This window comes from Burkholderia sp. Bp8984 (assembly GCF_003853755.1).
Lineage (GTDB): Bacteria > Pseudomonadota > Gammaproteobacteria > Burkholderiales > Burkholderiaceae > Burkholderia.
Window position 1 is genome coordinate 204923 of sequence record NZ_QTQN01000002.1, and the last position, 13703, is coordinate 218625.

Genomic DNA, 13703 nt, shown 5'->3' on the forward strand with positions numbered 1-13703 from the left:
GATGCACGAAGCCCGCGGCGCACGTCCTGCCTGCGGGCTTTTTTAACGGCCAACCCATAGGAGATATCAATGGAATTCATCGATTCGATTAAGGCACGTATCCCCGACTACGCGAAGGACATTCGCCTGAACCTCGACGGCACGATCTCGCGCTCGTCGCTCGAAGGCACCGATGCAGTCGGCGTCGCGCTGGCGGCGGCGGTCGCGGCGAAGAGCACCGTGCTCGTGAAGACGATCCGCGAAGCCGGCGTGCTGTCGCCCGAAGAGACGAACGCCGTGCTGACGGCGGCCGCGCTGATGGGGATGAACAACACCTGGTATCCGTATGTCGAGATGGCCGACGATGCCGACCTGAAGACGCAGCGCGCCGAGCTGCGGATGGGCGCGTATGCGTCGCACGGCGGCGTCGACAAGCGCCGCTTCGAGATGTACGCGCTCGCCGCATCGATCGTCGGCAAGTGCCACTTCTGCGTGAAGTCGCACTACGCGCTGCTGAAGAACGAGCAAGGGATGACGACGACGCAGCTGCGCGACGTCGGCCGCATCGCGTCGGTGATCAACGCCGCCGCGCAAGTGATCGCCGCCGAAGGCGAATAAGCAGCCACGCGAGCGGCAGCGCGATACGGCGGCCAAGCGCGCCGGATCGTGCCGCAAAACGAAAATGCCACGCAAACGCGTGGCATTTTTCATTCCGGCGGCGCAACCTGCGCGCCGCTTCGGACCGGCGTCAGGCGCTCACGCGCCCTGCTTCACCAGCAGCGCGGCGGCCTGCGCCTCGATGCCCTCGCCGCGGCCGAGGTAGCCGAGCTTCTCGTTGGTCTTCGCCTTCACGTTCACGCGCTCGAGCGGCAGGCCGAGATCGGCCGCGAGGTTCGCGCGCATCCCGTCGATGTGCGGCGCGAGCTTCGGCGCTTGCGCGATCACCGTGCTGTCGACGTTCTGGATCGTGAAGCCGGCCGCCTTCACGCGGGCGACGCATTCGCGCAGCAGCACGCGGCTGTCCGCGCCCTTGAACGCCGCGTCGGTGTCGGAGAAATGGCGGCCGATGTCGCCGAGCGCCGCCGCGCCGAACAGCGCGTCGGTGATCGCGTGCAGCAGCACGTCCGCGTCCGAATGCCCGAGCAGGCCGCGCTCGTACGGAATCGTCACGCCGCCGATGATGAGGGGGCGCCCCGGGACGAGCTGGTGCACGTCGTAGCCTTGTCCGATTCTGAAGTCCATGCGTAATCCGGTTTGAGATGAGGTGAAAGTCAGGAAGCGTTCGCGGGGCGCGCGAGGATCGCTTCCGCGAGCGCGAAATCTTCCGGGTACGTGACCTTGAAGTTGCGCAGGCTGCCCTGCACGACGCGCGGCGTATGGCCGGCCCATTCGATCGCGCTGGCCTCGTCGGTCAGGTCGTGCCCTTCGCGCTGCGCGCGCAGGATCGCGTCGCGCAGCATACCGATGCGGAACATCTGCGGCGTCTGCGCCTGCCACAGCGCGTCGCGCGACTCGGTGCGCGCGATCGCGTCGCCGCCGGCCGGCACGCGCTTGAGCGTATCGGCCACCGGCAGCGCGACGATGCCGCCGACCGGGTCGTCCTTCAGCGTCGCGACCAGCGTGCGGATCAGCGCCGGCGTGATGCCAGGGCGCGCGGCGTCGTGCACGAGCACCCAGTCCTGCTCGGTCGCGCCGAATTCGGCCAGCTCGAGCAGCCCGTTGAGCACCGACGCCTGCCGCGAGCCGCCGCCGCAGCGGCGCACCGCGAAGCGCAGGCCCGCGAAGCGGCGCGCATCGAAGTGCGTGTCGTCGGGCGCGAGGACGACGAGCGTCTGCGCGAATTCGCTGCACGCGTCGAACGCGGCGAGCGTGTAATGCAGGAGCGCGCGGCCGGCCAGCGTGCGGTATTGCTTCGGCACGGCCGAACCGGAACGGCTGCCCGTGCCGGCGCAAGGAATCAGGGCGAAAAGTCGGGGAGTCACGAAGGGGAAACGCCGGAAAGATGAAATCGAGAAGCGGATTTTATAATAGGTCTTTCGTCTCGACCGGCGCGCCGCGTCGCGCCCGTGCCCGCCACCCCTGCCGTCCCTATGCCAGACAACGCTTCCACCCCGTTCGCCTCGCCCGTCGCCCGCGTCAAGCCGGGCCAGCGGTTCGCCTTCGACGGCGCGCACGGCTCCGCCGACGCACTCGCCATCGCCCGCTATCTCGCCGACAACCGCGACGCGGTCCCGCTCCTTGCGGTGATCTGCGCGAACGCGGTCGACGCGCAGCGGCTGTCGCAGGAACTCCGCTACTTCTCGCCGGAGGCGCGCGTGCGCCTGCTGCCGGACTGGGAAACGCTGCCGTACGACACGTTCTCGCCGCACCAGGATCTCGTCTCCGAGCGGCTCGCGACGCTGCACGACCTCGGCGAGGGCCGCTGCGACATCCTGCTGGTGCCCGCGACCACCGCGCTGTACCGGATGCCGCCCGCGTCGTTCATGGCCGCGTACACGTTCGCGTTCGCGCAGGGCGAGCGGCTCGACGAGGCGAAGCTGAAGGCGCAGCTCACGCTGGCCGGCTACGAGCACGTGAGCCAGGTCGTGCGGCCCGGCGAATACTGCGTGCGCGGCTCGCTGATCGACCTGTACCCGATGGGCTCGCCGCTGCCGTACCGGATCGACCTGTTCGACGACCAGGTCGACTCGATCCGCGCATTCGATCCCGATACGCAGCGCAGCCTCTATCCGGTGCGCGACGTGCGCCTCCTGCCCGGCCGCGAGTTTCCGTTCGACGAAGCGGCACGCACGGCCTTCCGCAGCCGCTGGCGCGAGACCTTCGAAGGCGACCCGAGCCGCGCGCCGATCTACAAGGACATCGGCAACGGCGTGCCGTCGGCCGGCATCGAGTACTACCTGCCGCTGTTCTTCGACGAGACGGCCACGCTGTTTCACTACCTGCCGCAGGATGCGCACCTCGTGTTCGCCGGCGACCTCGAAGCGTCGATCCGCCGCTTCACGGCCGATACGAAGCAGCGTCACGCGTTCCTCGCGCACGACCGCGAGCGGCCAATCCTGGAGCCGCAGCGGCTGTTCCTGTCCGACGAGGATTTCTTCGCGTTCGCGAAGCCGTTCGCGCGCGTCGTGCTGCCCGCGCAGCCGGCCGGCGGCTGGGCGACGGCCTTGCCCGAGCTCACCGTCGACCGCCACGCGGACGATCCGCTCGCCGCGCTGCGCACCTTCGTCGAAGCGTCGGGCAAGCGCGTGCTGCTGACGGTCGAATCGGCCGGCCGCCGCGAGACGATCCTGCAACTGCTCGCCGAGCATCGCCTGCGTCCGGCGTCGAACGACCACTTCGCGGGCTGGCTCGAAAGCGACGCGCCCTTCGCGCTCGGCGTCGCGCCGCTCGCGAGCGGCTTCGCGGTGCCGGGCGAAGGCTACGCGATCGTCACCGAAACCGAGCTGTACGGCGCGCTCGGCCGCCGCGCCGGGCGCCGCCGCCAGGAACAGGCGAGCAACGTCGACGCGATGGTGCGCGACCTGTCGGAGCTGAAGGTCGGCGATCCGGTCGTGCATGCGCAGCACGGCATCGGCCGCTACATGGGCCTCGTGTCGATGGATCTCGGTGAAGGCGAGACCGAATTCCTGCATCTCGAATACGCGGGCGACAGCAAGCTCTACGTGCCGGTCGCGCAGCTGCACGTGATCTCGCGCTACAGCGGCGCCGATCCCGACAGCGCGCCGCTGCACGCGCTCGGTTCGGGCCAGTGGGAGCGCGCGAAGCGCAAGGCCGCGCAGCAGATCCGCGATACGGCGGCCGAGCTGCTGAACCTGTACGCGCGCCGCGCGGCCCGCGAAGGCCATGCGTTCGCGCTCGAGCCGCGCGACTACGTGAAGTTCGCGGAAAGCTTCGGCTTCGAGGAAACGCCCGACCAGGCCGCGGCGATCGCGGCCGTGATCGGCGACATGACGAGCGGCAAGCCGATGGACCGCCTCGTGTGCGGCGACGTCGGCTTCGGCAAGACCGAGGTCGCGCTGCGCGCCGCATTCATCGCGGTGATGGGCGGCAAGCAGGTCGCGCTGCTGTCGCCGACCACGCTGCTCGCCGAGCAGCACACGCAGACCTTCGCCGATCGCTTCGCCGACTGGCCGGTGCGCATCGTCGAGCTGTCGCGCTTCAAGACCGCGAAGGAAGTGAACGCGGCGATCGCGCAGATCAACGAAGGCAGCGTCGACATCGTGATCGGCACGCACAAGCTGCTGTCGTCGGACGTGCAGTTCAAGCGCCTCGGCCTCGTGATCATCGACGAGGAACACCGCTTCGGCGTGCGCCAGAAGGAAGCGCTGAAGGCGTTGCGCGCGGAAGTCGACGTGCTGACGCTGACCGCGACGCCGATCCCGCGCACGCTCGGGATGGCGCTCGAGGGCTTGCGCGATTTCTCGGTGATCGCGACCGCGCCGCAGAAGCGGCTCGCGATCAAGACCTTCGTGCGCCGCGAGGAGGAAAGCGTGATCCGCGAGGCGATGCTGCGCGAGCTGAAGCGCGGCGGCCAGGTGTATTTCCTGCACAACGAGGTCGAAACGATCGAGAACCGCAAGGCGATGCTCGAGGAGCTCGTGCCCGAAGCGCGGATCGTGATCGCGCACGGCCAGATGCACGAGCGCGAGCTCGAACGCGTGATGCGCGATTTCGTCGCGCAGCGCGCGAACGTGCTGCTGTGCACGACGATCATCGAGACCGGCATCGACGTGCCGAGCGCGAACACGATCATCATGCACCGCGCCGACAAGTTCGGCCTCGCGCAGCTTCACCAGCTGCGCGGCCGCGTCGGCCGTTCGCACCACCAGGCGTACGCATACCTGCTGGTCCACGACCCGCAGTCGCTGACCAAGCAGGCGCAACGCCGCCTCGAGGCGATCCAGCAGATGGAGGAACTCGGTTCGGGCTTCTATCTCGCGATGCACGACCTCGAGATCCGCGGCACCGGCGAGGTGCTCGGCGACAAGCAGTCGGGCGAGATCCACGAGATCGGCTTCCAGCTGTATACCGACATGCTGAACGACGCCGTGAAGGCGCTGAAGAACGGCAAGGAGCCCGACCTCACGGCCCCGCTCGCCGCGACGACGGAAATCAACCTGCATGCGCCCGCGATCCTGCCGGCCGACTACTGCGTGGACGTGCAGGAGCGGCTGTCGCTGTACAAGCGGCTCGCGAACTGCGAGCACGGCGACGCGATCGACGGCATCCAGGAAGAGCTGATCGACCGCTTCGGCAAGCTGCCGCCGCAGGCGCACGCGCTCGTCGAGACGCACCGGCTGCGGCTCGCCGCGAAGCCGCTCGGCATCGTCAAGATCGACGCGAGCGAGGCCGCGATCGGGCTGCAGTTCGAGCCGAACCCGCCGATCGATCCGATGCGGATCATCGAGATGGTGCAGAAGCACCGGCACATCAAGCTCGCGGGCCAGGACAAGCTGCGCATCGAGACGCGCTCGCCCGATCTCGCGATCCGCGTGTCGACGATCAAGGAAACGCTGCGCGCGCTCGCCCCGCGCGCCGACGCGGCGAGCGCGGCACGCTGACGGCACGGCCGCGATGCTGCACCGCATCGCGGCCGGCGAAGGCGGGCCGGCGCGTTTTTGAGTATGATTTTCCCATTCCTCAGACGGAGTTTTGCCATGTCCACTCTCGACGCGCCGGCGCCGTCCGCCGCAACCCAAGGCGACGCCTCGCTCGTCAGCCTGCCCTGGATCAAGCAGCTGGTGTCGATGGACACGACGAGCCGCGTGCCGAACCTCGGCCTGATCGAAACGGTGCGCGACGCGCTCGCCGCGAAGGGCATCCAGTCGACGCTCACGCACGATCCGCGCGAAGGCTGGGCCAACCTGTTCGCGACCGTGCCCGCGCACGACGGCTCGACCGACGGCGGCATCGTGCTGTCGGGGCACACCGACGTCGTGCCGGTCGACGGCCAGCAGTGGGACAGCAACCCGTTCGAGCCGGAGTTGCGCGACGGCCGCCTGTACGGCCGCGGCACGTGCGACATGAAGGGTTTCATCGGCGCGGCGCTCGCGCTGCTGCCGGAGATGCAGGCGACGAAGCTCGCGAAGCCGATCCATTTCGCGCTCTCCTACGACGAGGAAATCGGCTGCGCGGGCGCCCCGCTGCTGATCGCCGATCTTGTCGAGCGCGGCGTGAAGCCGTCCGGCTGCATCGTCGGCGAGCCGACCAGCATGCGGCCGATCATCGCGCACAAGGGCATCAACGCGTACCGCTGCTGCGTGCGCGGCCACGCGGCGCACTCGTCGCTGACGCCGAAGGGCCTGAACGCGATCGAATATGCGGCACGCCTCATCTGCCACATCCGCGACATCGCCGAGCGCTTTCGCGCCGAAGGCCCGTTCGACGCGCTGTACGACGTGCCGTTCACGACCGCGCAGACGAGCACGATCCAGGGCGGCAACGCGATCAACACGGTCCCGGCCGAATGCCGGTTCGACTTCGAGTTCCGCAACCTGCCGACGCTCGATCCCGAGCAGATCTTCGCGCGCATCGAAGCGTATGCGCGGGAAACGCTGCTGCCGCAGATGCTTCGCGAGCATCCGAACGCGGCGATCGAGTTCTCGAAGATCGCCGCGGCGCCCGGGCTCGACGCGACCGAACAGGCCGCGATCACTCAGCTGGTGCGCGCGCTGACGGCCGACCAGGACAAGCGCAAGGTCGCCTACGGCACGGAAGCCGGCCTGTTCGAGCGCGCGGGCATCCCGAGCATCGTCTGCGGGCCCGGCAACATCGAACAGGCGCACAAGCCGAACGAGTATGTCGAGCTCGCGCAGCTCGCCGCCTGCGAGCAGTTCCTGCGCAAGTTCATCCGCAGCATGTCGGTCGACGCACACTGACTGCCCCCGCCACGCCGGCCTGCGTGTGCGGGCCGGCCCCCTCCCGCCACCCGCCACGTCATGTCGACTGACCAACAGCGCACTGCCCATACGACGATCGACGGCGAACCGATTCCGACGCTCGACGAAATCGCCGCGCAGCATTTCGCGTTGTCGCCGTGGGTCGCGCGCACGCCCGTGTTCGAGCGTGCCGACCTGCCGTCCCTCGAGGGCACGCACGTCAACTTCAAGTTCGAGCTGCTGCAGGTGAGCGGCAGCTTCAAGGCGCGCGGTGCGTTCACGAACCTGCTGGCCCTCGACGAAGCGCGCAAGAACGCCGGCGTCACGTGCGTGTCGGCCGGCAATCACGCGGCGGCCGTCGCGTATGCGGCGATGCGGCTCGGCAGCAGCGCGAAGGTCGTGATGTTCCATACCGCGAGCCCGGCGCGCATCGCGCAGTGCAAGCAGTACCGCGCGGAAGTCGTGCTCGCCGGCAGCGCGTCGCAGGCATTCGACGTCGTGCGGCGGATCGAGGCCGAGGAAGGTCGCTTCTTCATCCATCCGTTCAATGGCTATCACACGATTCTCGGCACCGCGACGCTCGGCTACGAATGGGCGACGCAGACGCCCGATCTCGACGCGGTGATCGTGCCGATCGGCGGCGGCGGGCTCGCGGCCGGCATGGCGACCGCGCTGCGGCTCGCGAATCCGCGCGTGCACGTGTACGGCGTCGAGCCGGAAGGCGCCGACGCGATGAGCCGCAGCTTCGCGGCGAATCACACGATCCAGATGAGCGCGATGCAGACCATCGCCGACTCGCTGATGGCGCCGCACACCGAGGAGTACAGCTACCAGCTGTGCCGGCGCCACGTCGACCGCATCGTCACGGTGTCCGACGACGCGCTGCGCGCGGCGATGTTGTTCCTGTTCTCGCAATTGAAGCTGTCGGTCGAACCGGCGTGCGCGGCGGCGCTAGCGGCGCTGCTCGGCCCGCTGCGCGAAACGCTGCAGGGCAAGCGGGTCGGCGTGCTGCTGTCGGGCACGAACACCGATCCCGCGACGCTCGGCATGCATCTCGCGCACGCAAAACTGCAGCACTGAACCCGCGCACGATACTCAGGGTTATCCCCAGTTTATGTTGACAGCCCTGTTGATAACCCGCCGGACAAGCACGCAAGTGGTTGAGCGCGCAGCGTTTTACGCGCGCAAAGCGCGCCGGACGCGAAATAGGCAGATGGCGCCGTCGAACGCATGGCCCGCGGCGTGGCAACGTCGTACGCGGCAGATGATCGGCGCGGCAGCCGTCGCGCTGCTTGCCGGTTGCGCGGCCCCGCCCTCGCCCGTCGTCGACGCTTCCGTTGGCTGCCTGCGGCCGGACATGCACCGGATGCTGCAGGCCGACCTGCTGTTCGGGCGCGATATCGCGGGACGCGGCCCCGTCACCGAAACGGAACGCGCGGCCTTCCTCGCCGACGTCGTCACGCCGCGCTTTCCGGACGGTTTCACGGTCTGGGACACCCGCGGCCAATGGCGCGACCGCGCCACCGGCCGGATCATCGGCGAAGCGAGTTTCGTGGTCCGTATCGTCGCCGACGACACCGCCGATACGCACGCGCGGCTCGTGGCGATCCGGCACGCGTACCGCGAGCGCTTCCGGCAGGACTCGGTCGGCATCACGCTCGTACCGGCCTGCGCGTCGTTCTGATTCGTCCTCCCGCCGGCTGATGCGCGAAGACACATAAAAAAAACGGGCGCCCGAAGGCGCCCGCCGCATGCGACACATCCGCATATCGCTTACTTGTTCTCGAACATGTCCATGATCTGCTGCTTCTCTTGCTGCGTGACGGGCGGCGGCGCGAGCCCCTCCGAGCCGGCCGAGCCGAGCGCGTCGTTCGCGCTGATCGCATTCGCGGCCGGGTTGATGTCCACGCTGCCGACGAAGCCGTTGCCCGGCGTGCGATCGGCGTAGTACAGCTCGCCGTCGATCGAGGTCAGGCCGTCCGGCATCGGCATCTGCTGCTCGGGCACGCCGTTCAGCGCGGTGCGCATGTAGTTCACCCAGATCGGCAACGCGAGCTGCGCGCCGAATTCGCGGCTACCGAGGCTCTTCGGCTGGTCGAAGCCCATCCACGCGACCGCGACGAGCGACTGCTGGTAGCCGGCGAACCAGCCGTCCTTCGCGTCGTTCGTCGTGCCCGTCTTGCCCTGCAGGTCGCTGCGGCCGAGCGCGTTGGTACCCGCGCCCGTACCGGCCGTCGCGACCGTGTGCAGCAGGCTGTTCATCACGTATGCGTTGCGGCCTTCGATCGTGCGCGGCGCGGTGCCGCCGGCGATCACCGGCTGCGATTTCTGCAGCGGCTGGCCGCGCGCGTCGTCGACTTCGGCGATCAGGTACGGATCGACCTTGTAGCCGCCGTTCGCGAAGACCGCATAGCCGGTCGCGAGCTGCAGCGGCGTCACGAGGCCGGCGCCGAGCGCCATCGGCAGGTACGGCGGCGTCTTCGCCGGATCGAAGCCGAAGCGCTGCGTCACGTACTCCTGCGCGTACTGCGTGCCGATCGACGCGAGGATCCGGATCGACACGAGGTTCTTCGAACGCTGCAGGCCGGTGCGCATCGACATCGGGCCGTCGGGCTGGTCGTCGTCCTTCGGTTCCCACGCGGTGCCGCCCGGCACGCTCGGCGGGAAGTACAGCGGCGCATCGTTGATGATCGTCGCCGGCCCGAGGCCCTTGTCGAGCGACGCCGAATAAATGAACGGCTTGAACGACGAACCCGGCTGACGCCACGCCTGCGTCACGTGGTTGAACTTGCTCTTGTTGAAGTCGAAGCCGCCGACGAGCGAACGGATCGCACCGTCCTGCGGCGCGATCGCGACGAGCGCGCCTTCGACCTGCGGCAGCTGCACGATCTGCCAGCCCGTCTTGCCGTCCTTCAGCACGCGCACGATCGAGCCCGGCTTGATGTGCAGCGTCGCGTTCGCGCGCGGGCTCAGCGCGGCCGACACGAAGCGCAGGCCGGCCGGGCCGATCGTCGTCGTGGCGCCGCCGACGAACTGCACCTCGACCGCGTTCGGCGACGCCGACAGCACCACCGCCGACTGCAGGTCGCCGTTGTCCGGGTGATCGGCGAGCGCGTCGTCGATCGCCTCGTCGCGATCGTCGCCGGCCGCCGGCAGGTTGATCCAGCCTTCCGGACCGCGATAGCCGTGACGGCGCTCGTAATCGAGAATGCCGCGACGCACGGCCTGGTATGCGGCTTCCTGGTCGGCCGAGTTGATCGTCGTCGTGACGGTCAGCCCGCGCGTATAGGTTTCGTCCTTGTACTGCTGGTACATCATCTGCCGCACCATCTCGGCGACGTATTCGCCGTGCACCGCGTACTGGTTGCCCGGCGTGCGCACGCGGATCTCTTCCTTCACCGCCTGGTCGTACTGCGGCTGCGTGATGTAGCCGATCTCGAGCATGCGCTTCAGGATGTACTCCTGGCGCACCTTCGCGCGCTTCGGATTGACGACCGGGTTGTACGCGGACGGCGCCTTCGGCAGCCCCGCGAGCATCGCCGCCTCGGCGAGCGTGATGTCCTTCAGGTCCTTGCCGAAATACACGCGCGCGGCGGCCGCGAAACCGTACGAGCGCTGGCCCAGGTAGATCTGGTTCATGTACAGCTCGAGGATCTGGTCCTTCGTCAGCGCCTTCTCGATCTTGTACGCGAGCAGCATCTCGTAGATCTTGCGCGTATACGTCTTCTCGCTCGACAGGAAGAAGTTGCGCGCGACCTGCATCGTGATCGTGCTCGCGCCCTGGCGCGCGCCACCGTGCATCAGGTCGGCCACGCCGGCGCGCAGGATGCCGAGGAAGTCCACGCCGCCGTGTTCGTAGAAGCGGTAGTCCTCGATCGCGAGCACCGCCTTCTTCATCACGTCGGGAATGTCCTGGAAGCGCACGAGGCTGCGGCGCTCCTCGCCGAACTCGCCGATCAGCACGTGATCGGCGCTGAACACGCGCAGCGGCACCTTCGGCTGGTAGTTGGTCAGCGCATCGAGCGACGGCAGTTGCGGCGCCATCACGACGAGCGCGTAGCCGACGATCAGCGCACCGACGATCGCGAGCGTCGCGATCAGGCCGACGAACCACAGCGCGACGCGCGAGCCGAACGAGCGGCGCGCGCCGTCCCCGCCGCCGCGGCGCTGCGCGCGCCGGTCGTCGCCGCGCTCGTCGTCATCGGGGTAATAGGCCCCCGACGGCGAACGGCGCAACGTGTAGTGAGGTTCGTTCCGGTCGGAAGGAGAAGACGGTCGTTTGATGATTGGCATGTCGGAATGGCGGGCGGCGTGGCGCCCTCGGACGCATGCGGAAAATGCAAGCGGATGAATCAGAGTGGGTGCATCGTGGCAACTGTCACGTCGACAGACCCCGCCGCGCGGCGATCCGTTCCCGCGACGTGACAGCGCATTTTAATGAAATCGACCGATCGGCTCCGCGATTTTTTGTAAAAATTCCCGCACAAGCATGAATTGCGGAACGTATTGGCGCCATGCTCCGCCTATCATGGACTCGCGACCCGGTGCGTGCCGCGGCGTTTCTTTCAGATGCGAAAGGTGAAAACCTGCACACGCACGGCGCTTGAACTCCGGCGCTTAAGCCGTATTTAAGGGGCCGGCGGTGTAATATCCGCCGGCTCACGCGGGTCGGAACCGATTCGCGACGGGCATTGCCGCCGACGCGGCACCTTTCAACCACGGAGGATTTCATGTCGCTTTTCGACTCTGTTTCGCGCACGATCAAAGGCCTGCTGAACGATGCGGCCGACTCGGTACAGGATCCGTCGCGCGACGCACGGCAGATCGTGCGGGAGCTCGACGACAGCATCGGCCGTGCCGAGAATTCGCTGATCGAGATCGAGGCACAAGTCGCGACCCAGCGCAGCAAGCGCGATGCGGCCGACGACAAGGTGAAGAAGTACGAGGACGGCGCGAAGCGCGCGCTGCAGGCGGGCGACGAAGCGCTCGCACGCGAGGCGCTCGCCGCGCAGTCGAACGCCGAAGCCGAGCGCGATGCGCTCGCGGCCGAACTGACGACGCTCGAGCCGTCGGTCGACAAGCTGAAGGGGCAGATCGCCGACATGCGTCAGCGCCGCAACGACCTGAACGCACGCTCGAACATCCTGCAGGCCAAGCAGGAAATCGCGCAGGCGAAGGATGTCGCGGCAAGCGCGTTGGGCGGCATCGGCGGCAAGAACCTGTCCGAGGACTTCCAGAAGCTCGAGGACAAGGTCGCGCTGCAGAATGCGCGTTCGGACGCCCGCCTGAATTCGGCCGACACGTCGAGCGGCAAGGCGCTCGACGACAAGCTCGCCGCGCTGAACAAGGGCCCGTCGGTCGAGGACCGCCTCGCCGCGCTGAAGAAGCAGCTCGACACGCCCGCGCAGTAACGGCAGGCAACCGCGCCGCGGCCCGCCGGGCGCGCGGCGCGCACCGATCGTCAGGAGACGGGCGCCCGCGCCCGGTTCGACCATGAAGAAATCTCTCGCCGCACTCGGCTTCTCGCTGATGCTGCTGTCGTCCGCCGCCTTTGCGGTTCCGTCGCTGCAGCAAGTCGAGCAGTCGATCGCGCAACGTGACTGGCAGCGCGCCGACACGCAGCTGTCGCAAGTCATCGACGCCCATCCGAACAATGCGCATGCGCGCTATCTGTACGCACAGGTGCTGGACCGCGAAGGCCGCGCGTCCGACGCGCTCGCGCAACTGCAGCGGGCGAAGTCGCTCGATCCGCAACTGCGCTTCACCGACGCGTCGCATTTCGCGCAGACCGAATCGCGCATTCGCGCCGACGCCGCGCGCGTGAGCGGCGCGAGCGGCAACGCACCGTCGGCCACGCAGGCCGGTTCGTTGCAGTCGTCGCTCGCACCTGCCGCGCCGGTTGCGAAACACGGTCCGTCGACCGGCATGTGGATCGGCCTCGGGCTGCTCGTCGCGGTCATCGCGCTGGTGCTGCGCTGGACGTTGCGGCGCGCACGCTCGGCCGACGACAGCCGTGCCGGCGACGAACGCCGCGCGCAGTTGAAACGCGCGACCGACGTGCTGAACGACATCCGTCCGCTGAAACTCGACGCGAAACTGTCGACGGCGCCCGGTGCCGCCGCGCTCACCAGCGAACTCGAAGGCATCGAGACCGATGCACGCGCGCTCGTCGAAGCGCTGTCGAACGGCAAGAACCCGGTGCCGCCGTATCGCATCGACGAACTCGAACAGCGGCATGCGAGCGTGAAGGCGCGCGTCGAAGGCCGCCCCGATCCGAGCGCGCCGCCCGCTGCGCCCGCGAACGGCAGCGGCTCCGTGTATGCGCAGGAAGCCGATCGCGTGACCCGCATGCAAGGGCAGCCGTATCAGCAGCAACCGTACCCGCAACAGCCGTATCCGCCGCAACCGTATCCGCAACAGCAGCCGCCCGTCGTGGTTCAGCAAGGCGGCGGTTTCGGCAGCGGAATGGGCGGGCTGCTGACCGGCGTGCTGCTCGGCGAAGCGATGTCCGGCGGCCGCGAACGCGTAGTCGAACGCGACGTGATCGTCGACGACCAGCGCCGGCGCCAGGAGAACAACGATCCGGGCTTCGACCTCGGCCGCGGCGACGATTCGAACTGGAGCGACGGCAATGGCGGCGGCGGCGTCGATCTCGGCAGCAACGACGACGGCTGGACCGACGACAACACCTGAGCATGGCTCGCGCGGGCGTCGACGCATCGCGCCGCGCCCGCCCCCGCGCTTTCTTTCATTTCCACTCGCGCCGGCCCGGTGATTTGTTAATCATTTCAAGATGGGCTACCGGCAATGGGGCACGTTCGCTATCATGCGGCCATCGGCGTGCCC

At 68.2% G+C, this 13703-nt stretch carries 10 protein-coding genes; 7 read left to right on the forward strand and 3 right to left on the reverse strand.

Annotation, left to right across the window (positions count from 1 at the left end):
- The first annotated feature begins 69 nt into the window (after positions 1–69).
- Positions 70–597, forward strand: coding sequence for a carboxymuconolactone decarboxylase family protein (locus tag DID98_RS03065; RefSeq protein WP_044843722.1), 528 nt, complete (start codon positions 70–72; stop codon positions 595–597).
- Positions 598–735: 138 nt separating this feature from the next.
- Here DID98_RS03065 and ispF read toward each other — a convergent pair whose 3' ends face one another.
- Both ispF and ispD read right to left on the reverse strand, forming a co-directional pair.
- On the reverse strand, positions 736–1221 hold the full coding sequence (gene ispF / locus DID98_RS03070) for a 2-C-methyl-D-erythritol 2,4-cyclodiphosphate synthase (RefSeq protein WP_044843723.1): 486 nt from the start codon (positions 1219–1221) through the stop codon (positions 736–738).
- Between the two features lie 29 nt (positions 1222–1250).
- Positions 1251–1961 carry a 2-C-methyl-D-erythritol 4-phosphate cytidylyltransferase gene (gene ispD, locus DID98_RS03075; RefSeq protein WP_124486221.1) on the reverse strand — a complete coding sequence of 237 codons (711 nt, stop codon included), beginning with the start codon at positions 1959–1961 and terminating at the stop codon, positions 1251–1253.
- Between the two features lie 108 nt (positions 1962–2069).
- On the opposite strand from ispD, the gene mfd reads away from it, so the two are divergent.
- The 4 genes from mfd (at position 2070) to DID98_RS03095 (ending at position 8541) form a co-directional block, all read left to right on the forward strand.
- Positions 2070–5540 carry a transcription-repair coupling factor gene (gene mfd, locus DID98_RS03080; protein ID WP_124486220.1) on the forward strand — a complete coding sequence of 1157 codons (3471 nt, stop codon included), beginning with the start codon at positions 2070–2072 and terminating at the stop codon, positions 5538–5540.
- 96 nt (positions 5541–5636) lie between these two features.
- A complete protein-coding gene (gene argE / locus DID98_RS03085; RefSeq protein ID WP_124570214.1) occupies positions 5637–6857 on the forward strand; it encodes an acetylornithine deacetylase in 1221 nt (406 codons plus the stop codon).
- A 60-nt stretch (positions 6858–6917) separates the two neighbouring features.
- Positions 6918–7937, forward strand: coding sequence for a threonine/serine dehydratase (locus tag DID98_RS03090; protein WP_044843727.1), 1020 nt, complete (start codon positions 6918–6920; stop codon positions 7935–7937).
- Positions 7938–8070: 133 nt separating this feature from the next.
- A complete protein-coding gene (locus DID98_RS03095) occupies positions 8071–8541 on the forward strand; it encodes a DUF3574 domain-containing protein (RefSeq protein ID WP_260428032.1) in 471 nt (156 codons plus the stop codon).
- Between the two features lie 89 nt (positions 8542–8630).
- On the opposite strand, the gene DID98_RS03100 is transcribed toward DID98_RS03095, so the two are convergent.
- Entirely contained in the window at positions 8631–11150 is a 2520-nt protein-coding gene (locus DID98_RS03100; protein ID WP_124570215.1) for a penicillin-binding protein 1A, read from the reverse strand.
- Between the two features lie 437 nt (positions 11151–11587).
- Between DID98_RS03100 and DID98_RS03105 the strand changes: the two genes are divergently transcribed.
- Entirely contained in the window at positions 11588–12268 is a 681-nt protein-coding gene (locus DID98_RS03105) for a PspA/IM30 family protein (protein WP_044843730.1), read from the forward strand.
- An 82-nt stretch (positions 12269–12350) separates the two neighbouring features.
- Positions 12351–13550 carry a tetratricopeptide repeat protein gene (locus DID98_RS03110; protein WP_124570216.1) on the forward strand — a complete coding sequence of 400 codons (1200 nt, stop codon included), beginning with the start codon at positions 12351–12353 and terminating at the stop codon, positions 13548–13550.
- Positions 13551–13703 lie beyond the last annotated feature (153 nt).

Bases quoted from the DNA above. Each gene is read 5' to 3' on its own strand.
- DID98_RS03105 (WP_044843730.1), top strand. From the start codon at position 11,588: ATGTCGCTTTTCGACTCTGTTTCGCGCACGATCAAAGGCCTGCTGAAC.
- mfd (WP_124486220.1), top strand. From the start codon at position 2,070: ATGCCAGACAACGCTTCCACCCCGTTCGCCTCGCCCGTCGCCCGCGTC.
- ispF (WP_044843723.1), bottom strand. From the start codon at position 1,221: ATGGACTTCAGAATCGGACAAGGCTACGACGTGCACCAGCTCGTCCCG.
- DID98_RS03100 (WP_124570215.1), bottom strand. From the start codon at position 11,150: ATGCCAATCATCAAACGACCGTCTTCTCCTTCCGACCGGAACGAACCT.
- DID98_RS03110 (WP_124570216.1), top strand. From the start codon at position 12,351: ATGAAGAAATCTCTCGCCGCACTCGGCTTCTCGCTGATGCTGCTGTCG.
- argE (WP_124570214.1), top strand. From the start codon at position 5,637: ATGTCCACTCTCGACGCGCCGGCGCCGTCCGCCGCAACCCAAGGCGAC.
- DID98_RS03090 (WP_044843727.1), top strand. From the start codon at position 6,918: ATGTCGACTGACCAACAGCGCACTGCCCATACGACGATCGACGGCGAA.
- DID98_RS03095 (WP_260428032.1), top strand. From the start codon at position 8,071: ATGGCGCCGTCGAACGCATGGCCCGCGGCGTGGCAACGTCGTACGCGG.
- DID98_RS03065 (WP_044843722.1), top strand. From the start codon at position 70: ATGGAATTCATCGATTCGATTAAGGCACGTATCCCCGACTACGCGAAG.